The organism is Rhodanobacter hydrolyticus (assembly GCF_044904645.1).
Map to the genome: position 1 here is coordinate 1,787,389 of NZ_JADIKK010000008.1, position 23,292 is coordinate 1,810,680.

A 23,292-nucleotide genomic window follows, 5' to 3' on the forward strand; every position below is an offset into this window, starting at 1 on the left:
CGCGACAGCACTCACAACTTCCCCCTGAAGGCCGCACATAATTTGCATTATTGACTAGAGGTTCATTGTGTCCACCATGAAACTAACCCTTCTCGCCTGCACTTTTGGCGCACTCCTCTTCACAGCACTCCCACGCGCTATGGCTGCCAGCTTTGATTGCAGCAAGGCTGCGAATGCCACAGAAACGCTGATCTGCAAGAACGCCAAAATTTCCGCACTGGACGATAAGTTGCAGCAAACCTACATGGAGTCCCTAGCCGTGGTTGCACCATCCAGCAAGAAGGCGCTGATCGAAGAACAGCGCCACTGGATCACCTATACGCGAAATGTCTGCCAGGACGAAACGTGCCTGCAACAGACTTATACCGCTCGCATCGCTGTTCTGGCACGCAACGAGAAGGACATCATCAACAAACTGTCTTGCGTATTACCGAACGGAGGCACCGCATGCACCAATGTGGTGGCGTACCGTGATCCCAGCATCCGGATTCAATCATTCAATCAATCTCTCGCCCATGCGAAGCATTCCGGGAAGATCATCAGTTGCGGCAGGCTTATCAGTCTTCCCGTGGGCACTGTCGGCAGCAACAATCGCTTCGGCGGCATCTGCACTTTGTCAGATGATTCGCAGCGCAAAACCGTGGAAATCTGCGACGACGATATGTTCGGGCATTTCGAGTTGCAACCTGGCGAATCCCAGGATGTCTCGGACAAAACCCTGATCGACTTCACCTACGAACACTGTTTTGGGGGCTGACGGCCCTTTCCTCGACATGAACCAGAAGGAATCCGCCATGCCTGATAACGTCGCGATCACGGTCAACCGACTGCGCACTTCACTCAAGGCATATGCCATCACCTTGCCGTTGCTTGCTGCTTTCGTACTTACGGCTGGCATGGTGCATGCGCAGAATGCCATCGGACAGGGCAACACGAGCGCGGAGAACACCCGAGCCTCCTATGCGGCCTGCCTAACTGCAGCTGCAGGGGTAACGCCGAGCATGAAGCAATGTATGGGAGCCGAATATGCCTATCAGGACAAGCGCCTGAACGTGGCGTACAAGGCCTTGATGGCCGCATCAGACGAGAGCCAGCAGACTAAGTTGCGCAGCGACGAACGGGCCTGGATCACCTATCGCACCTCCCATTGCGCGCTTGACCAAGCCGGTGGGCAAGCCGCTGAACTGGATGCATACGATTGCTCTGTGCAGGAAACGGCCAAGCAGGCAAGAGCCCTGGAAGACCGTCTGCATAACAAGCACTGAACGTATTTCGATCTCGCCTAAAGGGAGAAGAACATGGCGCAGAATCCTTGGCATCTCGGACAAACCTCGGAACATTACGAGACTGGCGGCCGGGGGCCAGGCAGCATCTCTCACACGCCCGGTGACCCAGGCGGAGCTTCTTATGGACTTTCGCAGTTCGCACTGAACACGGGAACGTTGCGAGAGTATCTAAATCACTCCCGCTACGCGGACTCGTTCAAGGGATTGGAGCTTGGCTCGTCCGCCTTCGACGCCAAATGGCGCGAAGTGGCCAAGGCTGATCCGATCAACTTTGCCAAAGATCAACATGATTTCACCAAGACCCAGTTCTACGATGCGCAAAGTGCGCGGCTCAAGACGGATGGTTTGGATTTGTCCCAACGCGGCCCAGCCGTGCAGGATGCTTTATGGAGCACGTCGGTTCAATTTCGAGGCCTGACGCCAAGCATCTTCGAGAAAGGTCTGGAAGAGAAATTCGGCAACGACTTTGATCTAACCAAGTTATCGGACAAGGATATTGTCGGTGCAGTTCAAGACTACAAGATCGTGCATAACGACCACCTCTTCAGCCATAGCAGCACCGCCGTCAAAGCCTCGGTCCTGGCACGGGCCAGGGAAGAAAAAGTGGATCTGCTCAATTTGGCAGAGGGAAATACAGTGGAACACGCACAACCCAGCGGGCCTGGACACACCGCTACGTCCACACAAGAGCAGGGCACCCACGGCCATGCAGTGGCGACACTCCAAACCAATCTCACCGTGCTCGGCTACACCGTCCACAACGGCAAACCGCTGACAGCCGACGGCATCTTCGGCCTGGATACCCGTCATGCCGTGGAACGCTTCCAGCATGACCACCATCTCCCCGTTGACGGCAAGGTCGGCCCGGTCACTCAGCAGGCCATGCACACAGCGCTGCAGCAGATCACCCACGCCCTGAACGATCCGAAAAGCCCCGACCACGCCCTGTTCAAGCAGGCGCTGACGGGCGTGCACAACCTCAACGCCCATGGCCAGCCCACCGTACAGCAACAGCACAACCTGGCTGTGGCGCTGGTCGTCGAGGCCAAACATCAAGGCTTCGCCCGTATCGACCAGGTCGTCCTCGGCGACGACGGCCGTCAGGTCTATATCGCCCAACACCCCGCATCATCGATGGAGCAGGCGAAGTTCGGTTCCGTCGACACAGTAACGGCCCTACAAGCGCCGATAGCGCAAAGTGCTGCTACAGCGGCAAGCCTGCGGACTTCCGATCAGGCACCTCCAACTCTTCCAGAGCTGCATCAACCCGATCACAACACCTTGGCGATGTAGCCCGGATTCGTCGTGTGTCCAATTTCGTCGTCGATTCGATGGCACGAGGGTGAGTTGGGTACTTGCATACGAAACCACATGCCCCGTTGATCCAATTTTCATGACCACAAGGAGTCAAGTCATGCAATTGCGTACCCTGCTTGCCACTCTCACCATCAGTGTCGCCGGGCTGACGATTGGCACCGCACATGCCCAAGGCTCGGACCCCTGTTCGGTCTACACCTGCATGGCCGGCATTTCCGGTGTGGGTACTTCGGGCGGACCGGCTTGCACGGCGCCTATCGCCACCTTCCACGCCATCCAGGTGTGGGATCCGGAATTCGACAGCGGCTCCACCGCTGCCTCGCGCCGGCAGTTCCTGATGCAGTGCAAGCTTGTTCAATTGCCAACCAATTTGGCCATCCTCAATGACATCATCACGCAATGGGGCTACAGCCCCTGACTGGCGCCATCGTTTGCCCGCCGGCATGCCCCATGCGCATGCTGCCCAAACACTCGACGAGACATTGATGAATGCGCCAAGGAAAGTTGGCCCTCGCAGTGATTCTGCTCATGGCCGCCCTGCTCGGCGGCCTCTACTTCGCTGACTGGCTCACGCTGTGGCTGCTCGGCCTGAAGGGCTCGCCCCTGATCTGGAATACCTGGTGGCAGTACCACCAAGCCGCTAGCCTGCCGCAATACGCGCCATACGTCGGCAAGATCAAGCTGGCCGGTGGCCTCGGCTTCGGACTGCCCCTGCTTGCGTGGCTGCTTCTATTGATTCCGTTGTCCCGGCGCAGGGTCGAATCCCTGCACGGCAACGCCCGTTTCGCCGGTCTGCATGACCTGAAGAAAGCCGGGCTGCTCACGCAGACTCCGCAGGGCATTCTCGTCGGCAAGTACAGGGGACGCTACCTGTGGTTGAACGGCGCTCAGCATGCGATCGCCATTTCGCCCACCCGGTCCGGCAAGACCACCAGCATCGCCATTCCCGTGCTGCTTTCCTACGCCCAGTCGATGGTGGTACTCGATCTCAAGGGGGAGTTGTTCAAGTCCACCAGCGGCTGGAGGGAAGCGCAAGGCCACTCCATTCGCGTGTGGGCACCTTACGACGATGCCGGGAACACCCACCGTTTCAATCCGATGTCCCTCATGGCCGGCCTGGATCCCGGCAAGCGCCTCGGCGAAATCCAGACCATGTCGGCCATCCTGTACCCGGACGAGACGGGCAAGGATCCTTTCTGGATCAGCCAGTCGCGCGCCGCCTTCGCCGCCTTCGCCTCTTTCATGTTCGAGGTCTGGGACGCCCAGGTGCTGGCCCAGCAGAACGCCGGCAGTCCCGCGTCGATGCGGCTCGATCCGGACACGTCTGCTCTGTTCCCCAGCCTTGAACGCATCCTGCGTCTTTCCAGCGGCATGGGCGGCAAGAGCAGCAAGGAGACGTTGCAGCAAATTCTCGCCGATCCGGCCTATGCCTGCGTCAGCACGCAGACGCGCACCGTGTTCGGCAATCTTCTGGGGCTTGCCGAGCAGACCTTCTCCTCGGTCATCGCAACCGTACAGGCACCATTGCAGCAGTTCCTGAGCCCGATCCTGGCAGCCGCCACCAACGCCACGGATTTCGACGTCACTGCGCTGCGCAAGCGCCCCACCACCCTTTACGTCATCATCCCAACGAACAAGCTGGATGAGAGCAGCAAGCTCTTGAACATCTTCTTCAGCACCGTGATCGGCTCCAACCTCGGCAGGCAGCTGGGCGAAGAGCCCGACCTCAAATACCAGTTGCTGATGCTGATGGACGAATTCACTGCCATGGGTCGTGTGGACGTGTGGGCCAAGCGCATCTCGATCTCGGCCAGCTACGGCGTGCGCGACCTGTGCATCGTGCAGAGCCGGTCGCAGTTGCGCTCGACCTATGGCGACCACGACGCGCAGAACTTCATCACCAATCACGGCGCACAGATCGTGTTCGCCCCGCGCGAACAAGCCGACGCCAACGAATACAGCGAAATGCTCGGCTACAAGACAGTGCGCAGGAAACAGCGCAGCGAAAGCCGTGGCCGTGGCAACAACCAGGTCTCGACGAGCTACAGCGAAGAGAAGCGTGCGCTTTTCCTGCCGCAGGAGATCAAGGAGCTTCCGCAGGATGAGGAGATCATCTTCTACGAGGGCTGCAAACCTATCCGCGCACGCAAGAACTGGTTCTTCAGGGACAAAGAGCTCAAGGCGAGAGCCGACTTGCCTCCGGCAAAAATCAAACCGATAGCTCGCAATCCTGCAGGCGAAGCGACAAGGAACATCGTTCGGCCGCAGCAGGGGCAAGCTGCGGTGTGGTTGGCGCAGTAGGTCGTGCCGCGACTCCAGAAGACTTCGACCCGACCTGCCCCAAACCCGGCGATGAAGCATCAGCACCGATTCTTGAGGACCCGATCACCATCTCCACGACCCATGCTTGTACGGCGCTCACTTCCAATCATGAAATCTCGAATCCAACCCGTCTTGTTCCTCACCTTGACCGCGATCACAGGATGCTCCATGGCACACGGTGACCCAAGCAACCCGAAAAAGAACCCACACCCCGTCAAGCGCTATGAAATCACCGCCACGACTGAGGCTCCGGGTCCATGGGATTCGGTAAGCGGCACGGTGTTTTTCGACGTCGTCAATGTGGACTGCGTGCCGCAGGGGGCATTCACTGGCGGACGGAACATCCCGAATGTCAGCCATGAATTCGAAATGACCCGCATGGATGGAAAAACCTGGAAGGGCCTTTTCCATCGCGACCTGCTGCAAGACGAAGACTATTTCGGCAAGGGCGTCTGCCATTGGGACGCGACGGGCATGGGTCCGGTTTTTGTTGTACACGGCGCAACGTTCTCTCCGACGAGAGGCCTGGAACAAGCGATCAGGGCCGGGTCGTACACCGAGTACTTCAAGAAGAGCGCCTACAAGGACCGCTCCTTTACCGACATGAGTGCACTGGAGTTCCTGCCAAACTCCCCTGAAGTCGCCAAGCATCCCGAGGACTTCTTCCCGATCACGGTCACCATCAAGGAGGCCGGGCCGTGAGTCCAACAGCAAGGGAACAAGCCGATGCCGCCAGCGACGCCTACACAAACCACCCAAATTACCTGCACGACAACAAACCCGTTTACCTGGGCGGCGCCGAGTACAAAATCATTGGCTACAGGAATGATTCGACCTCGGGCTTCCACGCCACGGCCTATCAAAGCGTGGCCACGCACGAAATCATCATCGCCTACCGCGGCACCGATCCCGCCATCAAGGACATCACGAGCCACACCCTCACGACACTTCAGGACATTGCCGTCGATGCAACAATGGTGCGCGATCGAATCAATCCGCAGGAGGCCGCCGCAAGCGACTTCACCAGAGAAATAATCGACAAGGCGAAGATGCAGGGCATCTCGACGGACCAGATCACCGTCGCCGGCCACTCGCTGGGCGGCACCCTGGCTGAAATCGAGGCGTACAAGTACGGCCTGAGCGGTGCGACCTTCAACGCCTATGGAGCGGCAAGCCTGGATTACGGCGTGCCCGAGGGCGGCAGCAAGATCATCGACTATGTGATGGCGGGCGATGTGGTCAGCGCCGCCAGTCATCACAACGGTCGTATTACGACACTTGCCAGCCCAGAGGACCTGGAGAACATGCGGTCTGGACGCTACCTGGATCCGCCAGCCGGTGCGCAGGCGCCCAACCCTTTCCTGGCCATGAGCCTGGATGACCACAGCATCAAGCACTTCGCCCCCGGTCCCGGCGACCACATGGCAAGCGTCCTTGATCCAGGTGCGTTGGCTCAATGCGAGAAGAATTACGCAGACAACAAGGCCGCCATCGATGCCTACCGCAACGATGTCTACCGCGAGCGCGGCGAGTTGTCCGAAGCGTTGCGCCAAGCTCAAGGCCACGGCGCCCGCGCGCAACTTCCGCCGGACATCCGCAAGCAGTTGGACGAATACCTGACGGTGAATGTGGATCCGCTCATACAGAAGAAGGTCGAGCAGAACGGCGTCGTACTGGGTGCGGAACACGGGTTGCAAGCAGGCGCCGACGCTGCGCACGCGGGCGGCCAATATGTGCAGTCACAGTTTGAGCATGTGGCAACGGCAGTACACAAGGCGGGCGACGCTATGACGCCCGTCAATCCCATCGCGCCGCTGGCAGGCACCATCGCCGGCGAAGCCGCGCATTTGCAGGGACAGGCGGCACATGCCATAGGCGACCTCGCCGCAAACAGCCTGCACGCTACCCAACAGGCGATCGAACGCGGCACGCACGGCGCCGCACGAACCATCGATGCAGCCGTCCACAGCTCCGAGGTCCAGGCAGGGGTCATTCATCTCGTCAACCGCGCCGTCGGTACGTATCGAGCAGTCGAAGACGCCGGCCATGCAGCCGAGCAGACCTATGACCATGCCAAACAGGCCGTGTCGCACGGTACCGATGCAGCCAAACAGACGGCCACCAAGGCTTATGACGACACTCGACAAGCCGTGACGCACGGCATCCAGGCTGCCGAGCACACCGCCGCAAAGGCTTACGACCATACCCGGCAAGCTGTCTCGCAAGGCATCGCCACCGCCGAGCACGCGGCCTCGCAGGCCTACAACAGCACCAGACAGGCCGTGTCACACGGTGCGGATGTCGCCGAGCACGCAGTCGGCCACGCTTACGACAAACTGACACATCCGGGGCGGTGGTTTGGGCACGACGCGGCTCCTACAACCGCCGCGCAGCTGCAACATCCGCTTTCGCGTCCGACGGCGGAATCGCCCTATACGCATGATGATCCACGCCATGCGGCAAACCCTGATCACGCGCTGTACCAGCAACTGCACGAGCGCATCCCGGCGGCCGGTGAAAAGCGTCTGTTGCAGTTCACCGCGGCCTGCCACGCCGGCGGCATCACCCACGACAACATCGGCCCGATCGCCTACGACGAGAGCCGCGGCATCATGCATTTCATGACGGTGTCGGAACTCAGGCCCCCCGTCGCGGTGGACGTGAAAACACCTTCGCCCGATCCGCAGCACTCCATTCACCAGATCCAGCAAGCCAATCAACTGCAGGCCCATATCCATGGCCAATCCCAGGCTCACGGCGCGCAAATCGGGCAATAGCAAGCTCCCCGCACGCACGAGGTCGGTACGTAGCCATGACACCGGCTCGATGACAGGTCATCGGCCAGGATCGAGTTGCCTGGCACGTGCAACAACCATGTCGCGCGTACATCGCTAAACTGGTGCGATGCCGCTCGCACCCGCCTTGTTGAATCTTCTGCACGACACATTGCCGCCCGGGGCACTCTCGATCGCCGAAGCCGATCGCCTTGCCTGCGCACACGACAACTCGCGGCTCGACGCGTTGCCCGATGCGGTGGCATTCCCCGCGGAGCATGTACAAGTAGAGGCTCTGGTACGCGCCTGCCGGGAGCATCGCGTGCCGATCACCGCGCGCGGCGGCGGCACCAGTTCCACCGGCGCCTCGGTGCCGATGGCAGGCGGCGTGGTGGCGAATTTCATGCGCATGGATCGCATCCTGCGCATCGACCCGGACAACCGCCTCGCCGTGGTGGAGCCGGGCGTAACGAACGAGGCGCTGCAGCAGGCACTGGCGCCGCACGGTTTCTTCTGGGCGCCCGATCCAGGCTCGGCGCCATGGTGCACGGTGGGCGGCAACCTTGCCTGCAACGCCTCCGGGCCGCACGCGGTGAAATACGGCTCGACCCGCGACAACGTGCTGGGCCTGCGCGCCGTGGCCGGCAACGGCGAAAGCTTCCGCTGCGGCGCGCAGACCACCAAGAGCGCGATCGGCTACGACCTCACGCGCCTGCTGGTCGGCTCGGAAGGCACGCTGGCCCTGATCACCGAGGCCACCCTCAAACTTACGCCGAAGCCCCTGGCGGTGCGCACGCTGCGTGCCACGTATCGCAATACCGCGGCGGCGATACAGGCGGTGGCGCGCATCATGGCGCAGCCGGCCACGCCATGTGCGCTGGAATTCATGGATGCGCTGGCGCTGAAGCTGGCCCGCGAACACCAGCCCGAAGCCGGCGTACCCTCGGCCGAGGCGCTGCTGATGATCGAGCTGGACGGTGCGCCGGACGCGCTGGACAGCGCCGTGGCCGCCGTCGAGTCCGCCGCCCGCGTGGACGGCCTGGTGCAACTCGAGGTAGCCCGCGACGAGGCGCAGACCCGCGCGCTGTGGGCCGCGCGCAAGGCGCTCTCCTTCGCCCAGCGCGCCGCCACGCAGCACAAGATCAACGAGGACGTGGTGGTGCCAGTGAGCCGCCTGCCCGAGCTGGTGGATGGCGTGCGCCAACTGGCGGAAAGGCATGCCGTGCCCATCGTGAGCTTCGGTCATGCCGGCAACGGCAACCTGCACGTGAACCTGCTGCCGCGCGACGTGGACGAGATCGAACGCGCCTACGCCGCGTTGCCCGCGCTGTTCGCGCTGGTGATCGCGCTGGACGGCACGATCTCGGGCGAGCACGGCATCGGCGTGGTCAAGCGCGAGTTCATGCCGCTGGCGCTGTCGAGCGAAGCGCTTGGCCTGATGCGCGGCATCAAGGCTGCATTCGATCCCGATGGCATCCTCAATCCCGGCAAGCTGCTACCGTAGTTGCTCGCATTCGACAGGGAAATCGCATGAAGCGTGTGTTGCTTGCAGTAGTGGCCGTACTGTGTCTCACATTGAATGCCTGCAGCCAGCAGGCACTCATCGACAGAATGGAGCCCAAGGCCGAATCGTCCTCGGCCAAGGCCATCATCGACCAGCTGCGCAATGGCGATATCGATGCCGTGAAGGCGCAGCTCGATCCGAAGTACCTCAGCCCGGGCATCGACGGCAAGTTGCGCAGTGTGGCTTCGACGTTCCCGGACAATTCACCGGAATCCGTAAAAACCGTCGGCGCCTATACCACCCATTTCAGCAAGTTTGGCTCGCATGAACAGAGCGTCGTGTTCAACTTGACGTATGAGTACGAATTTCGCGACACCTGGGTCGTCGCCAACGTCATGCTAAAACGGCAAGGCGACAAGCTCATGCTCGAAGGCCTGCGCGCCAAGCGCCTCGCCGCCCCCCTGGAGGCCACCAATGCATTTACCTTCAAGGACAAGAGCGTCACGCACTGGCTGATGTTCGCCCTGCTCATCGCGGACGTGTTGTTGTGCGTGTACGCCTTCGTGCTGTGCCTGCGCACGCCTATCGCGCGACGCAAATGGCTATGGGCGCTGTTCACTCTCGTCGGGGTGACTACGCTGCATTTCGATTGGAGCAGCGGACAGTTCTCGTTCCAGCCCTTGAGTGTGCAGCTGCTCAGCGGATCGGCCGTAGCGCAAGTCTACGGACCACTGGTCCTCGGCCTGTCGATCCCGCTCGGCGCGATCTGGTTCCTGATAGTACGACGCAGGTTGATCGCCGCATCCAAACCGCCTCCGCTGCCGGATGTCCCGGCGTAACCATGAATGCGTCCGCCAGCAACGACGTCGCAGCCTTCCAAGCGCTACTGGCCGAGATCCGCGGCTGCCGTATCTGCGAAGCACACCTGCCATTGGGACCGCGTCCCGTATTGCAGGCGTCGCCGCAGTCGCGGCTGCTGATCGTGAGCCAGGCGCCGGGACGCAAGGTGCACGAAACCGGCATCCCCTTCAACGACGTCAGCGGCGATCGCCTGCGCGAATGGCTGGGCGTGGACCGCAGTGCTTTTTATGACGCAGGGAAGACCGCCATCGTACCGATGGGTTTCTGCTTTCCCGGCACCGGCAAGGGTGGCGATCTGCCGCCACGCCCGGAGTGCGCGCCCACCTGGCACCCGCGCCTCCTGCCGCATCTGCAGCAGGTTCGGCTGACGCTGGCGATCGGCCAGTACGCGCAAGTCGGCCTGCTCGGCGAGCGGCGCGGCCGCACGCTCACCGATACCGTGTTGGCCTGGCGCGAGCATCTCGCGCACGGCGTGCTGCCGCTGCCGCATCCCAGCCCGCGCAACCGGCTGTGGCTGACGCGCAATCCATGGTTCGAGGCGGAGCTGCTGCCGGTGCTGCGTCGACAGGTTGCGGCAGCGCTTGCCGGGTAACCTCAGGCGCCACGCCTGGCAAAGATCAGGTGCAGGCCGAACAGCATGAATACCGCACCGGCACAGCCGTCGATCCAGCGTCGCAGACGCAGGTAGCCCCGGCGCATTGCCGGCAGCGCGAACACGCCGGCCACCAGAGCGAACCACAGCAGCGTCTCGGCCACCACCATCAGCCAAAGTCCCCAGCGCGCCCAGGCACTCTGTCCGTCGCCCACGAAGGCGGAGAAGATGCTGCCGAAATACACCACCACCTTGGGGTTGGCGAGGTTGGTGAACAGGCCGTTGCGCATGGCGCGCCACGCGCCGTCGGCCAATTTCACCGCGTGCATCGGCGCGCCGCCGGCAGGCGCGGCCAGCGCGCCGCGCAGCATCTTCAGGCCCATCCAGCACAGATAGGCGCCGCCGCACACCGCGATCGCTCGCTCCAGCCACAGCACCCGATGCAGCAGCAGTTGCAGGCCGAGCAACGCCAGCGCAGCCCACACCGCCACGCCCAGCGTGATGCCCAGCACGCCAGCCAGCGCCTCGCGGCGCGAGTGGCTCACCGCGGTCTGCGAGACGTAGAAGAAATCCGGACCCGGGCTCATCAGGGCGATCAGCTGGACCACGGCGATGGTCAGGAACAAGCTCATGCAACACGCTCCGGACGGGATGGCGGAAGCGCAGTTTAGCCGCACTCGGACGATGCGCCGCGCCTTGCTGCACAGCCGGAGCTTCCTCTACTCTCGCCCGATTCCAAGCAGCATGGCCACGGGATCGTCCCCGGCCGCACAGGGGATCCAGACCCATGAGCCTCAAGCTCCGCCTCGTCGTCCTCAACTTCTTCCAGTACTACATCTGGGGCGCGTGGCTGCTGACGATCGGCACGTGGTGGTTCCAGACCTTGCACTGGTCGGGCACCAGCTTCGGCGCGATCTTCTCGACGATGGGCATCGCCTCGCTGTTCATGCCTTCGCTGGCAGGCATCGTGGCGGACAAGTGGATCAACGCGGAGCGCCTGTACGGCCTGTTCCAGATCGTGGGCGCGCTGGTGCTGTTCGCGATACCGCACGCGGCCGACCCGCAGCAGATGTTCTGGGTGGTGCTGCTGTACATGTGCTTCTACATGCCCACCATCTCGCTTGCCATCACGGTGGCGTTCAACGCGCTCAAGCAGGAGGGGCAGGACGTGGTGAGCACCTACCCGCCGATCCGCGTGTGGGGCACGGTGGGTTTCATCGCCGCCACCTGGACCACCAGCCTGCTCGGCTTCAAGGCGTCGCCGGCGCAGTTCTATGTGGCCGCGGGCGCCTCGCTGCTGCTGGGCCTTTACGCGTTCACGCTGCCGAAGTGCCCACCCAAGCTCGATGCCACGCACAGCCGCAGCCTGACGGATCGCCTCGGCCTCACTTCGTTCGTGTTGTTCAAGAACCGCAACATGGCGGTGTTCTTCGTCTTCGCCATGTTGCTGGGCGCGGCGCTGCAGCTCACCAACGCCTACGGCGACGCCTTCCTCAGCGACTTCGTCAAGGTGCCGGCCTACGCGAATCTGCTGACGGTGAAGTACTCGACCATCATCATCTCGATCTCGCAGTTCTCCGAAACCGCGTTCATCCTCACCATCCCGTTCTTCCTGAAACGCTTCGGCATCAAGGCGGTGATGACGATGAGCATGCTGGCCTGGGTGCTGCGCTTCGGCCTGTTCGCGTTCGGCAACCCGGACCCGCTCGGCGGCCTATGGATGATCGTGCTGTCGTGCATCGTGTACGGCATGGCGTTCGACTTCTTCAACATCTCCGGCTCGCTGTTCGTCGAGGGGCAGGCCGACCCGAAGATCCGCGCCAGCGCGCAGGGGCTGTTCATGCTGATGACCAACGGCGTTGGCGCGGTGCTGGGCAGCCTGATCGCCGGCTTCGTGATCGACCACTTCTTCACCGACCACACCTGCAACGATGCCTTGCTGATCTGCAAGGACTGGCATGGCATCTGGCTGGCCTTCGCCGGCTACGCACTGGTGATGGCGTTGCTGTTCGTACCGCTGTTCAGGCATCGCCACAACGCAGGTGCCGCCCGCGGCATGCCCACGCACTGAGCCTCAGTCCAGCAAGCGACTCTCCATCACCCGGTCGCGTCCACCGGACTTGGCCGCATACAGCGCGAGGTCCGCGGCGCGCATCCAGCTCGACAGGTCGCGGCAGCGCACTCCATCGAAGGGTGCCACGCCGATGCTGATCGTCAGCCGCTCCAGCGGCAGGTCGTCGGGCATGGTCAGTTCGGCGGTTCCCGCGCGCAGTCGCTCAGCCAACCGCATGCCGGCGGCCAGGCCGGTTCGCGGGCACAGCACGGCGAACTCCTCGCCGCCGATGCGCGCCACGAAGCAGGGGGCGCCGACCGCGCCGCCCAGATAATCGGTAAGGATGCGCAGCACGCGGTCGCCTTGCGGGTGGCCGATACTGTCGTTGATGCTCTTGAAATGATCGATGTCGATCAGCAGCAACACGTGCGCCGCGATGCCTGCTTCATGCGGCCCGTCCAGCAACTCGCTGGCCCGCTGCTGGAATGCACGCCGGTTCGCTATCCCGGTGAGGGGATCGCGCAATGCCTGCGCACGCAGTTCGGCGGCGTGCCGGCGCTGCGCGCGCAGCAGCAAAACGAGCAGGCCGACAATGAGCGACAGGGCCCCGGCCAGGATTGCGATCATCGCGTTGGCCAGCCGTTGGCGCTGCTGCTGTTCGCGCCGACGTTCCGCTTCAGCCTTCACTGCCCTGAGCTGCAAGTCTTTCAGCTCATTGGCATGTTCCAGCTCGCTGATGCGCAATTCCTTCTCGCGGGTGGCATAGCGCTGCTCCAGCTCGGTTTCGACGAGGCGCTGCGCCGGCGTATCGGCCGTGTCGTTGAGTCGCGACGCCTCGCGCTCGTCGTCCAGTGCCTGGCGCAGGTCGCCGACCTGTTCGGCCATCCGGCTCTCCACTTGCAGCATCCCGATCAACTGACCGTTGATGCCGGCCTGGCGCGCACGCACCACGGCTTCGCGCATCCGCGCATAGGCCTGGCGATGCTGGCCCAGCGCCGCCTCGGCCAATGCGATGTCGGTGGTGGAATCCAGCGAATCGCTGATGCGTCCGGCACCCAGCTCCTGCTTGAGCGAGGCCTGCGACAACGCCATCGCCTCGCGCGCGCGGCCCTGCTTCAGGTACATCTTCGCCAGGTTATCGCCCACCAGCACCACCAACTGTCCCGCCTTGGCCTTGGCGTAGTGCTCGCGCGAGCGCACGTAGGCCGCGGCCGCGTCATCGACCTTGTCCTGCGAGGCCAACGCGATGCCTGTGTCGTTCTCCACGTCGCCCATGCCGAACTCGTCGTTCAGCGCGCGATAACCCGCCAGCGCTTGCTGACACACGGGCAACGCCTTGTCCGGTTTGTCGTCGAGGGTGTAGGCGTCGCACAACTGATAACGCGCCCAGGCCATGATCCGGGGATCGGTCTGCCCCAGCACCTTGTTCGCTGCCTGCAAGGCTTCGCCCAGACCGGCACTGATGCCGTTGGCGATGTCGTGGCGCGCCTGCAGAAAGCCGGCAGCCGCAGCGGCTACCGGGTCGTGCGCCACCGCTGCAAGACTGTCGAGGCGCAGCGTGGCTTCGGCCAGCGCGGCATCGTCGTTGCTGTTGATCGCAGCCGTGCCCATGCCCCACAGCAATTCGCGTTCGCGCGCGGGCGGCAATGCGGTGCCGGCCCGGTCGAGCTGCTGGCGGACCGAGGCAATCAGGCTGTGCGGATTCGTCACCGCACGCTCGCGGAACGCATCCATGGAGGCGGCGGCCGCCGGCACTGCAACCAGCATCCCCAGCACACCCAGCCACGCCCTCTTCGGCATCCTAAGCCCACCCTGTCCTGCGGTTTTCCAGAATTTTAGGGCTTGTTCGACGTCGTCGCACCCTGGCGCAGCCAATCTGCATCACCCCATCGCAGATACGTCAACCGCCATCGCCTGGAAGCAGGTGTTCTTGCACCAGTTGGCTGCGCGAGGCATCCAGATGGCCATCCGCATCGAAGCGCAGCACAACCAGCCAGTCGTATACGTCGCTTGGCCACGACTTGTGACCGGTGATGGCTTTGGCGTCGCCGCCGAAGGCCTCGAGCAGCTTGTCGATGTGGCCGTGGTGCCATGCGATCAGCACTACCGGCGACTGGTTGTCCTTGCTCAGTGATTTCACCAGTTTGTCCACGTCCGCGTCGGCATACGGCTGCTCGATCGGCAGGCCGAGGCGCTGCGACAGCGGCGTCAGCGTGAGGCGCGGCCGGATGCTGGACTTGCTGTCCCTGGTGGCGATCAGTCGCCCCGGCAGCAGGCTCTGGCCATCGAGCTGCAGCGGATCGAAATAGGCGACGTAGGCCTGCGCGCGCTGCTCGCCCTGCGGGCTCAAGCCGTTGCCCGAGGCCGGCTTCTCGGCATGCCGCACGATCAGCACGGTGACATTGCTCAGCCCGCGGCTGCTCTTGTCGCCGTGATCGTGGTGCGCCAGCGCCAACGTCGGCAACAACAGCGACAGCGAAAAAAGCATCCATGCGCGCTTGCGCCAGATCGTGTTCATGCAGTGCCTCCGTCGGTTCATCGGGTCCAAAAGATCAGGCAGGTACAATACCCGCATGCAAATCGGCCCCTACCGCATCGACCCGCCGCTGGCGCTGGCCCCCATGGCCGGCGTCACCGACAAGCCGTTCCGCCTGCTGTGCAAGCGGCTGGGCGCGGGGCTGGCCGTATCCGAGATGACAACGGCCGACCCGCGCCTCTGGCATACACGCAAGTCGCTGCGCCGTATGGACCATGAAGGCGAGCCAGAGCCGGTGAGCGTGCAGATCGCCGGCTACGACCCCGCGATGCTGGCCGAGGCCGCACGCTTCAACGTGGCCAACGGCGCGCAGATCGTCGACATCAACATGGGCTGCCCGGCGAAGAAAGTCTGCAACGTGTGGTCGGGCTCCGCCCTGCTGCAGGACGAGCCGCTGGTGGCGCGCATCTGCAAGGCAGTAGCGGATGCGGTGGAAGTGCCGGTGACACTGAAGATCCGCACCGGCTGGGACCGCCAGAACAAAAACGCACTGGCCATCGCGCGCATCGCCGAGGACACTGGCATCGCCGCGCTCGCCGTGCACGGCCGCACCCGCGCCGACAAGTACGAAGGCGAAGCCGAATACGAAACCATCGCCGCGGTGAAGGCCAGCGTGCGCATCCCGGTATTCGCCAACGGCGACGTCACGACACCGCAGCAGGCCAGGCACGTGCTGACCGCAACCGGCGCGGACGCGCTGATGATCGGCCGCGGCGCACAGGGCCGCCCTTGGATCTTCCGCGAGATCGCCCACTACCTCGCCACCGGCGAACTGCTGCCCGAACCCACGCACGCCGAAGTGGCGACGATCCTGCTCGGTCATCTGGAACACCTCTACGCCTTCTATGGCGAACAGGCCGGCGTGCGCATCGCGCGCAAGCACCTGGGCTGGTACGCGAAAGATCGGCCCGAGAATGCCGCGTTCCGGCAGGTGGCGAATCGCGCGGAGAGTGCTCAGGAGCAGTTGCGGCTGGTGCGGGATTATTTCGAGACGCTGGCGGCTGGGGAATTGTTGGCGGCTTAAAGGGCTTGGACGTCCAAACGCATAGTCAATTTGCGTAGGGATGATCCCACGTCGCCAGCAGGAAGCTGGTGCGTTGCGCCTCGGCAACCATGCCAAGCACCGGCGCATATGTATGACCGTCCCGGCGCCAGATGCCTAGCAGCCAGTCATCACTGGTATGCCAACCCATCGAGGCATGACCAATGCGGCCAAGCAGCCACTCGCCCTGCCAGTGAACGGGGAAAAACACGCTGGCGCCGTCAAATCCATCCATGCCGTAGTAGAACCTCTTTGGCGTATTTCCCCAAGGCAAGTTCCACACGCCAATGTCTTTCAAAGCCAGCTTACGCTCTGCTTCAAACTGCGCCTGCACATCAGCTGGAACATGGCCAACCAGCCCACTAGCATCGAAATTTTGCAGGTAACGAACAAACACTTTGCTCACCTGTGCGGTCAACCCGGAACAATCGGTCAATGCACAGCGCATGTGCTGCGGCAACGTACTGTAGTCGTAACGCACGTGCACGCGATTGAATGAACTCCAGCCACCCCCGTTCCATTGCTGCACCATGATGTCGGTTGACACAACACTGAGGTCATCCAGCTGCATGGCATAAGCATGGCCTTGGAACTCAACTAGCGGCCCACCCGACATCCCGCAGTCATGATCGAATACTTCCGGCGCATTGATGAACTTGATTGCCCGATCATGCCAACCGAAAAACACCACATCCATGCAGCGAGCCGTACCTGTCCACAAATAAAGCGCGCCGAAATGGAGATCATCGAGACGTGACAGCCTCATGTCCTCGACATCGACGCCATCTTGGCCAGCCATCTGGTCAGCCACCTTGACTAGCGGCCCAATATCGAACGGCTGCGGCTTCGTGGGATCGAACATTTGCTCTGTCGCCATCTTGAACACAGAGCCGTCACCGCCCATTACCTGATTCATATCCGAATAGCGCTGAAGCAATGCCACCGACGACCGATTGGCCAGATGCTTCACGATGGCGGCAAGCAGCGGTGTATCTGTTGGCGGCGCATCGAACACATGCTGAAGGTACTTAATGCGATCCTGATAGGGAGCGGGATACCCTGAAGCCATCGCCTCATCGCGCTCACGCAACCAGTTGTGCTGATCGCGCACCAAGGCATCCGCTCGCGATCCAGCCTGGGCGCGCGTCTGCTCGAATACCTGAGTCATTTGGCTGTCGAGCGCTGACAGTCCAGGATCGGCACAAATTTTCTGCTCGGCCGCTCCGTTGGCCTTCGCGCAATCGAACCCCGCAGCCAATGCCGGAGGTACAGCGCCCAGCAGAGCCAAAGCCAACGAAAGCTTCATCCAGATCGAGCGCATGTCCGTCCCTTGTCGTACAGCTGAAGGGATTTTCGCATGCCTTTCGACGCCTTCCGCGACCGCGCGCAGGCAGGCTCGTGACAAGACGCGGGCAAACCACGTCAGTTCGCCAAACCGTCCTAGATGCACGAAGAGCGAACATGAACTTCAGGCCGCCAGCTCGTGCGGCATTTCCACCATCGTCAGACGTAACCGCGGTGGCAATTCGGCAAGCACCTCGCCGCGATGCCCGAGCAGGCGTAGCACGCCGTCCGCGTCCTCGGTCAGCGCGGTGAGGCTTTCCACCCAGTCACCGTCGTTCGCATAGATCAGGCCGTTCCGCTCGATCAGTCCGGCGCGGTGGATGTGCCCGCAGACGATGCCGTCGAGCTGGCGCCGTGCGACATCGTCGAGGCCGGCCTGCACGAAGCGCTCGATGTAGCGCTCGGCGGCGTTGCTGCGCCGCTTCACGAATTCCGACAGCGACCAGTAGCGCAGGCCGGCGCGCCGGCGCGCGATGTTGAGCCAGCGGTTGCAGGTGAGGATGCGGTAGTACAGCCAATCACCCAGGCGCTCCTGCAGGCCGCCGAACTGGGTGACGTTGTCGTAGTCATCGCCGTGCGTCACCAGCAGTCGGCGGCCGTCGGCGGTGACGTGGACCGCACGCCGTCGCACCCGCATGCCGGGCAGCATCAATCCACACACCCGCCGCAACGGGCGGTCGTGGTTGCCCGGCACGTAGACGATCTCCGTGCCGCGGGCATGCAGCGCGTGCAGCACCTCGATCACCCGGGTATGCGCACCGCTCCATTGCGAACGGCGCTGCGCCATCCACCACAGGTCGACGATGTCGCCCACCAGGTACAGCTGCCTGCAGCGCAGGCCGTCGAGGAAGTCCGCCAGCTCCGCCGCATGGCAATGCCGCGTGCCCAGGTGCACGTCGGAAATGAACACCGCGTTCCATGGCCGCTGCGTCACCGCGACGAGGCGCCTCATGCCGGCACGCTCCGCGCCTGCAGGTAGCGTTGTCGCTTGCGCGGACGCACGCACTCCAGGTCCACCTCGATGAGTCCGTCGATGGCGCCGCTGAAATCCGGGTCCACGCCGAAGGCGAGGAAGCGCGCGCCGCCGGGTTCGCACAGCTCGGTGTATTGCTTGTAGAGCATCGGTACCGAGGCGCCCAGCCGGGCCAGTGCCGCCTTCAGCGAGTCGAACGCCGCATTGCCGTCGCCCTGGCCGTCAGGCGCGGACGGCGCTCCCGTGGCGACGAACGGCCGGCGCGCACTGGCCAACCGTTGCGCGCTGCCGTAATAGCGCCGGTAATAGTCCACGATCCGTTCACTCGCCTCGTGCGGCATGGCCGCGCTGATCGACACTGCGCCGTAGAGGTAGCGCACGCCCGGATAACGCTGCAGATATGCACCGATGCCCTGCCACAGGTAGTCGAGGCTGCGGCTGCCCCAGTAGTCGGGCACCACGAAACTCCGTCCCAGCTCCAGCCCCGCGGCCAGTCGCGCCACCGCTTCGTCCTCGTAACGGAACAGCGATGCGGTGTAGAGGCCAGCCAGCCCGCTGCGCGCCAGCGCCTCGGCGCCGCGCATCACCCGGTAGGCACCGGCGATGCACGACGCCTGCGCATCCCACACCAGGATGTGGTCGTAGTGCGCGTCGTAGGCGTCGAGGTCGCGGCTGCGTCCGGTGCCTTCGCCGACTTCGCGAAAACTCAACTCGCGCAGCCTGCCGATTTCCTGCAGCAGCGGAGAGCCGCCGGCATGGCGCGCGAGGCGGATGTGCTTGCCGTCGCCGGTGCAGCCGAGCAGTTCGGTGGTCTCCATCGCGCGCGCCAGCACGTCGGCGTCGATGGCCGCTGCCAGCGGCTGCTGGCCGACCACGGCAACGGCCAGGGCGGCGGCAGGCCTGCGGCCGCTCGCATAGACCGCGCGACGGATGCGTTTCAACGCCGCGCCTTCGTCCTCGTCTTGCGCCAGCGACAAGGCTTCGCCCACGTACAGGCGCATCGGGCGCTGGCGCCGCGCGAACATCTCCCTGGCCAGCAGTGCCGTCGAAGCCGGCCGCCATAGCGCGGAAATCCCATAGAACAACGCCGAGTTGCGCGCCTCGATGCGCACCGGCAATACCGGTGCCGCAGCGCGGCGCGCGAAACGCAGGAAGCCGGGGCGCCAGCGCGTGTCGCGCACGCCGCCTGGTCCCAGCCGCGAGACTTCGCCGGCGGGAAACACGATCACGCATTCGCCATCGCGCAGCGCGCGCTCCACCCGGCGCAGGCTGGCCGCGCCGGCACTGCCGCCGAACACGCGCACGGGCAACAACAATTCCGCCAGCGGCTCCACCAGCGCCAGCACTTCGTTGGCGACGATGCGCACGTCGCGACGCACTCGCCCCACCACGTCCAGCAACGCCAACGCGTCGAGCCCGCCGCAAGGGTGGTTGGCGACGATCAGCAGCGGCCCCTGCGGCGGAATGCGCGCCAGCGTTTGCTCGTCCACGTCGTAGCGCAACTGCAGATAGCGCAGCGCCGCCTCGACGAAGGCGAAGCCGTGCAGCCCGGCGTGCTCCGCCTCCGTACAGAAGGCATTGATGCCATCCAGCCCCGACCAGCTGGCCCATCCGTGCAGCAGCGGAGCGGCGAGTCGCCCGCGGTGACCGCGGAACCAGTGCGGATAGCGTTGCTGCAAACGCTGCTCGATGGCTTGCATGGCGAGTCTCCCGGCTTGGCCTGCCGCAAGATTCCGCGGTTACCGGGACGGCTGCGTTGCGCTGCTGCGTCAACGGCGTGACAGGCCGGGCGTCGAATTCGCCATGGCGTTTGGACGGCCATCCGCCCATTGACGGATGCCGCGCCACGGCGTACCTTGCGCAGCGCCGAGGTTTTCATCTCTTTATTCGAATGAAGAGATGAAATTAAAAGGGAAGCCGGTGCGAATCCGGCGCTGCCCCGCAGCGGTATGTGGAAACGACCTTCGCCATCAGCACTGGGCGCAAACGCCTGAGCGGGAAATCATCCGTTTCGTCTCGGATATTTCTGCAGCTCAGGCTCGATGCCCGGGAAGCGGCGGACAGTAGGCGGCCGGCGCATAACCAGCCTCGTCCACGAGCCCGAAGACCTGCCCCGGCGAAGCCTGCGCGTCACGCGAAAGCATGCGCGCGGGCTTGTATCGGCCTGGCTCTCCGCGGGGAGCGCCGCGCCCGCCGCGTGCCATGCGGCGGTTGCGTCGCGCCCGCGTGAGCCGGTTCGCCCGCGGGGGCGAAGGTCAACGGAGCAGCAACCACTGCCCATCCTTCGTTCCTCTTTGCCCATATCCGCAAGAGGAATCATTCATGTCGCTCGTTACCCATCCTGGTTTTCCCCGCATCGGCCTGAAGCGGGAGCTGAAGCGTGCGCTGGAGGCGCACTGGCGAGGCGAAACGCCTGTCGAGGCCCTGCTCGATGCCGCCCGCGAGTTGCGCGTGCGGCACTGGCGGCTGGCGCGCGACGCCGGCGCCGATGTCGTGCCCTGCAACGATTTCAGCCTTTACGACCACGTGCTCGACACCGCCGTGCTGTTCGACGCGATCCCGGAACGCTACCGGGCGCTTTTTGCAGACAGCCGTCTGGACGGCTACTTCGCGATGGCCCGCGGCCATCGGCGCGACGGCCATGATCTGCATGCGCTGGAAATGACCAAATGGTTCGACACCAACTACCACTACCTCGTGCCGGAACTGCATGCCGGCCAGCATTTCGCCCTGATCGGCGACAAGCCGTTGGCCGAACTCCGCGAGGCGCAGGCGCTGGGCCACCGGGCGCGGCCGGTGCTGCTGGGTCCGGTGTCGTTCCTGCTGCTCTCCAAGACCGTGGACGGCAGCGACCGGCTGGCCTTGCTCGACAGGCTGCTGCCCGCCTACGCCGAGTTGCTGCGCCAGCTGGCCGAAGCCGGCGCGGAATGGGTGCAACTGGACGAGCCCTGCCTGGTACTCGACCAGGACGCCGATGACCACGCCGCCTACCGCAAGGCCTATGCGGCGCTGGCCGCGGCGAACGGTCCCAGGATCCTGCTCGCCTGCTATTTCGGCGCCCTGGGCGACAACCTGGCGCTGGCCACGGAGCTGCCGGTGGATGGACTGCATGTCGACCTGGTGCGCGCGCCGCAGCAACTCGATGCCGTGCTCGATGTGTTGCCCGCAGGCCGCGTGCTCAGCGCCGGCGTGGTCGACGGACGCAACGTATGGCGCAGCCGCCCCGGACAGGTGCTGCCGCTGTTGCGCAAGGCGCACGCGCGGCTCGGTGGCGAACGGCTGTGGCTCGCCCCGTCCTGCTCGCTGCTGCATGTGCCGATCGACCTCGAGGCCGAGACAACCCTTCCCGCGGAACGCCGCGCCTCGATGGCGTTCGCGAAGCAGAAGCTGGAAGAGTTGCGCGCCTACGCCGATGCGCTGGCCGGCCATCCCGAAGCCGAAGCCGCGCTGCACGCGCAGCAGACCCTGCTCGACCGCCAGGCCGGGCAGGCCGGTGTGCTGAACCCGGCTGTGCGCGGCCGCCTGCAGGCGCTCAGTCCGCAATCGGCATTGCGTCGATCGGCCTACGCCTCGCGCCGCGTCGTACAGGCCGAAGTGCTGGCGCTGCCGCCGCTGCCCACCACCACGATCGGTTCCTTTCCGCAGACCGACGAACTGCGCCAGGCACGCGCCGCGCATCGCACCGGCAAGCTGGCCGACAAGGCCTACGAAGACCGGCTGAAGGCCGAGGTAGAACGCGTGGTGCGCTTCCAGGAGGAGATCGGGCTGGACGTGCTGGTGCACGGCGAGCCCGAGCGCAACGACATGGTGGAGTACTTCGGCGAACAACTCGACGGCTACCTGTTCACCAAGCTCGGCTGGGTGCAGAGCTACGGCTCCCGCTGCGTGAAACCACCGGTGATCTGGGGTGACGTGGCAAGACCCGCGCCGATGACGGTGCGCTGGTCGGCCTTCGCGCAATCGCTTACCGACAAGCCGATGAAGGGCATGCTCACCGGCCCCGTGACCATGCTGCAGTGGTCCTTCGTGCGCGACGATCTGCCGCGCGAGACGGTCTGCCGGCAGATCGCGCTGGCGCTGCGCGACGAGGTGCACGACCTGGAAGCCGCCGGCATCCGCGCGATCCAGATCGACGAACCTGCGCTGCGCGAGGGCCTGCCACTGCGCCGCGCCGATTGGCCGACCTATCTCGCCTGGGCGGTGGAATGCTTCCGCATCACGGCCGGTGGCGTGCGTGACGCGACCCAGATCCACACCCACATGTGCTACTCGGAGTTCAACGACATCATCGAGGCGGTGGCCGCGATGGACGCCGACGTGATCTCGATCGAGACCAGCCGCTCGCGGATGGAATTGCTGGACGCCTTCGTGCGCTTCCGCTACCCCAACGGCATCGGCCCCGGCGTGTACGACATCCACTCGCCGCGCGTACCGACGCAGGAGGAAATGCTGGCCCTGCTGCGCAAAGCGCTGGAAGTGCTGGATGCCGGCCAACTGTGGGTGAACCCGGACTGCGGCCTGAAAACCCGTGGCTGGGCCCAGGTGGAACCGGCGCTTCGCCGCATGGTGGGCTGCGCCCGCCAGCTGCGCACCGACATCGTGGCCTGACCCGTTCCTGGCACGGGAGCCGGTAGAAACGCCAAGGCGTGTTTCTACCGGCCATCCCCTGCGCTTCGCACGTGGCGCGG

Annotated in this window: 19 protein-coding genes and 1 riboswitch; of the genes, 13 read left to right on the top strand and 6 right to left on the bottom strand. The window is 64.0% G+C overall.

Going from position 1 to position 23,292, the window contains the following annotated elements:
* Positions 1–76 precede the first annotated feature (76 nt).
* From ISP25_RS10725 to ISP25_RS10770, 10 genes are all read left to right on the top strand, one after another.
* Positions 77–757: a lysozyme inhibitor LprI family protein gene (locus ISP25_RS10725; protein ID WP_404613771.1), complete on the top strand. Its 681-nt coding sequence runs from the start codon at positions 77–79 to the stop codon at positions 755–757.
* Between the two features lie 37 nt (positions 758–794).
* Positions 795–1,265, top strand: coding sequence for a lysozyme inhibitor LprI family protein (locus ISP25_RS10730; protein WP_404613772.1), 471 nt, complete (start codon positions 795–797; stop codon positions 1,263–1,265).
* Positions 1,266–1,298: 33 nt separating this feature from the next.
* A complete protein-coding gene (locus tag ISP25_RS10735) occupies positions 1,299–2,579 on the top strand; it encodes a VgrG-related protein (RefSeq protein WP_404613774.1) in 1,281 nt (426 codons plus the stop codon).
* 121 nt (positions 2,580–2,700) lie between these two features.
* A complete protein-coding gene (locus tag ISP25_RS10740; RefSeq protein WP_404613776.1) occupies positions 2,701–3,021 on the top strand; it encodes a hypothetical protein in 321 nt (106 codons plus the stop codon).
* A 110-nt stretch (positions 3,022–3,131) separates the two neighbouring features.
* Entirely contained in the window at positions 3,132–4,904 is a 1,773-nt protein-coding gene (locus ISP25_RS10745; protein ID WP_404613778.1) for a type IV secretory system conjugative DNA transfer family protein, read from the top strand.
* A gap of 189 nt (positions 4,905–5,093) precedes the next feature.
* Positions 5,094–5,627: a hypothetical protein gene (locus tag ISP25_RS10750; RefSeq protein WP_404613780.1), complete on the top strand. Its 534-nt coding sequence runs from the start codon at positions 5,094–5,096 to the stop codon at positions 5,625–5,627.
* Positions 5,624–7,702 (top strand): hypothetical protein, encoded by a 2,079-nt coding sequence (locus ISP25_RS10755; RefSeq protein WP_404613782.1) that lies wholly within the window; start codon positions 5,624–5,626, stop codon positions 7,700–7,702. The genes ISP25_RS10750 and ISP25_RS10755 overlap by 4 nt, the downstream gene beginning before the upstream one ends.
* A 127-nt stretch (positions 7,703–7,829) precedes the next feature.
* The gene (locus ISP25_RS10760; RefSeq protein WP_404613783.1) at positions 7,830–9,203 is read left to right on the top strand and encodes an FAD-binding oxidoreductase; all 1,374 of its coding nucleotides are present in this window, start codon (positions 7,830–7,832) and stop codon (positions 9,201–9,203) included.
* A gap of 26 nt (positions 9,204–9,229) precedes the next feature.
* Complete coding sequence (locus tag ISP25_RS10765) at positions 9,230–10,042, top strand: hypothetical protein (protein WP_404613785.1); 813 nt, start codon at positions 9,230–9,232, stop codon at positions 10,040–10,042.
* 2 nt (positions 10,043–10,044) lie between these two features.
* Positions 10,045–10,656, top strand: a complete 612-nt coding sequence (locus tag ISP25_RS10770) for a uracil-DNA glycosylase family protein (RefSeq protein WP_404613787.1) — start codon at positions 10,045–10,047, stop codon at positions 10,654–10,656.
* Between the two features lie 2 nt (positions 10,657–10,658).
* Here ISP25_RS10770 and ISP25_RS10775 read toward each other — a convergent pair whose 3' ends face one another.
* The gene (locus tag ISP25_RS10775; protein ID WP_404613789.1) at positions 10,659–11,288 is read right to left on the bottom strand and encodes a homoserine/threonine efflux transporter; all 630 of its coding nucleotides are present in this window, start codon (positions 11,286–11,288) and stop codon (positions 10,659–10,661) included.
* A 155-nt stretch (positions 11,289–11,443) separates the two neighbouring features.
* Between ISP25_RS10775 and ISP25_RS10780 the strand changes: the two genes are divergently transcribed.
* Entirely contained in the window at positions 11,444–12,727 is a 1,284-nt protein-coding gene (locus tag ISP25_RS10780; RefSeq protein WP_192158773.1) for a nucleoside permease, read from the top strand.
* A 3-nt stretch (positions 12,728–12,730) separates the two neighbouring features.
* On the opposite strand, the gene ISP25_RS10785 is transcribed toward ISP25_RS10780, so the two are convergent.
* Positions 12,731–14,476: a GGDEF domain-containing protein gene (locus tag ISP25_RS10785; RefSeq protein ID WP_404613791.1), complete on the bottom strand. Its 1,746-nt coding sequence runs from the start codon at positions 14,474–14,476 to the stop codon at positions 12,731–12,733.
* 133 nt (positions 14,477–14,609) lie between these two features.
* Positions 14,610–15,227 (bottom strand): flagellar basal body-associated protein FliL, encoded by a 618-nt coding sequence (locus tag ISP25_RS10790; protein ID WP_404613793.1) that lies wholly within the window; start codon positions 15,225–15,227, stop codon positions 14,610–14,612.
* A gap of 55 nt (positions 15,228–15,282) precedes the next feature.
* Here ISP25_RS10790 and dusB point away from each other — a divergent pair, with 55 nt between their 5' ends.
* Positions 15,283–16,269 carry a tRNA dihydrouridine synthase DusB gene (gene dusB, locus ISP25_RS10795; RefSeq protein ID WP_404613795.1) on the top strand — a complete coding sequence of 329 codons (987 nt, stop codon included), beginning with the start codon at positions 15,283–15,285 and terminating at the stop codon, positions 16,267–16,269.
* Between the two features lie 25 nt (positions 16,270–16,294).
* On the opposite strand, the gene ISP25_RS10800 is transcribed toward dusB, so the two are convergent.
* From ISP25_RS10800 to ISP25_RS10810, 3 genes are all read right to left on the bottom strand, one after another.
* On the bottom strand, positions 16,295–17,608 hold the full coding sequence (locus ISP25_RS10800) for a lysozyme inhibitor LprI family protein (RefSeq protein WP_404613797.1): 1,314 nt from the start codon (positions 17,606–17,608) through the stop codon (positions 16,295–16,297).
* A gap of 147 nt (positions 17,609–17,755) precedes the next feature.
* Positions 17,756–18,583 (bottom strand): UDP-2,3-diacylglucosamine diphosphatase, encoded by an 828-nt coding sequence (locus ISP25_RS10805; protein ID WP_404613799.1) that lies wholly within the window; start codon positions 18,581–18,583, stop codon positions 17,756–17,758.
* Complete coding sequence (locus tag ISP25_RS10810; protein ID WP_404613801.1) at positions 18,580–20,304, bottom strand: lysophospholipid acyltransferase family protein; 1,725 nt, start codon at positions 20,302–20,304, stop codon at positions 18,580–18,582. Before ISP25_RS10810 ends, ISP25_RS10805 begins: the two co-directional genes overlap by 4 nt.
* Before the next feature lie 152 nt (positions 20,305–20,456).
* Positions 20,457–20,734: riboswitch (cobalamin riboswitch) on the top strand.
* Between the two features lie 192 nt (positions 20,735–20,926).
* Here ISP25_RS10810 and metE point away from each other — a divergent pair.
* Complete coding sequence (metE, locus tag ISP25_RS10815) at positions 20,927–23,212, top strand: 5-methyltetrahydropteroyltriglutamate--homocysteine S-methyltransferase (RefSeq protein ID WP_404613803.1); 2,286 nt, start codon at positions 20,927–20,929, stop codon at positions 23,210–23,212.
* The last annotated feature ends 80 nt before the right edge of the window (positions 23,213–23,292 follow it).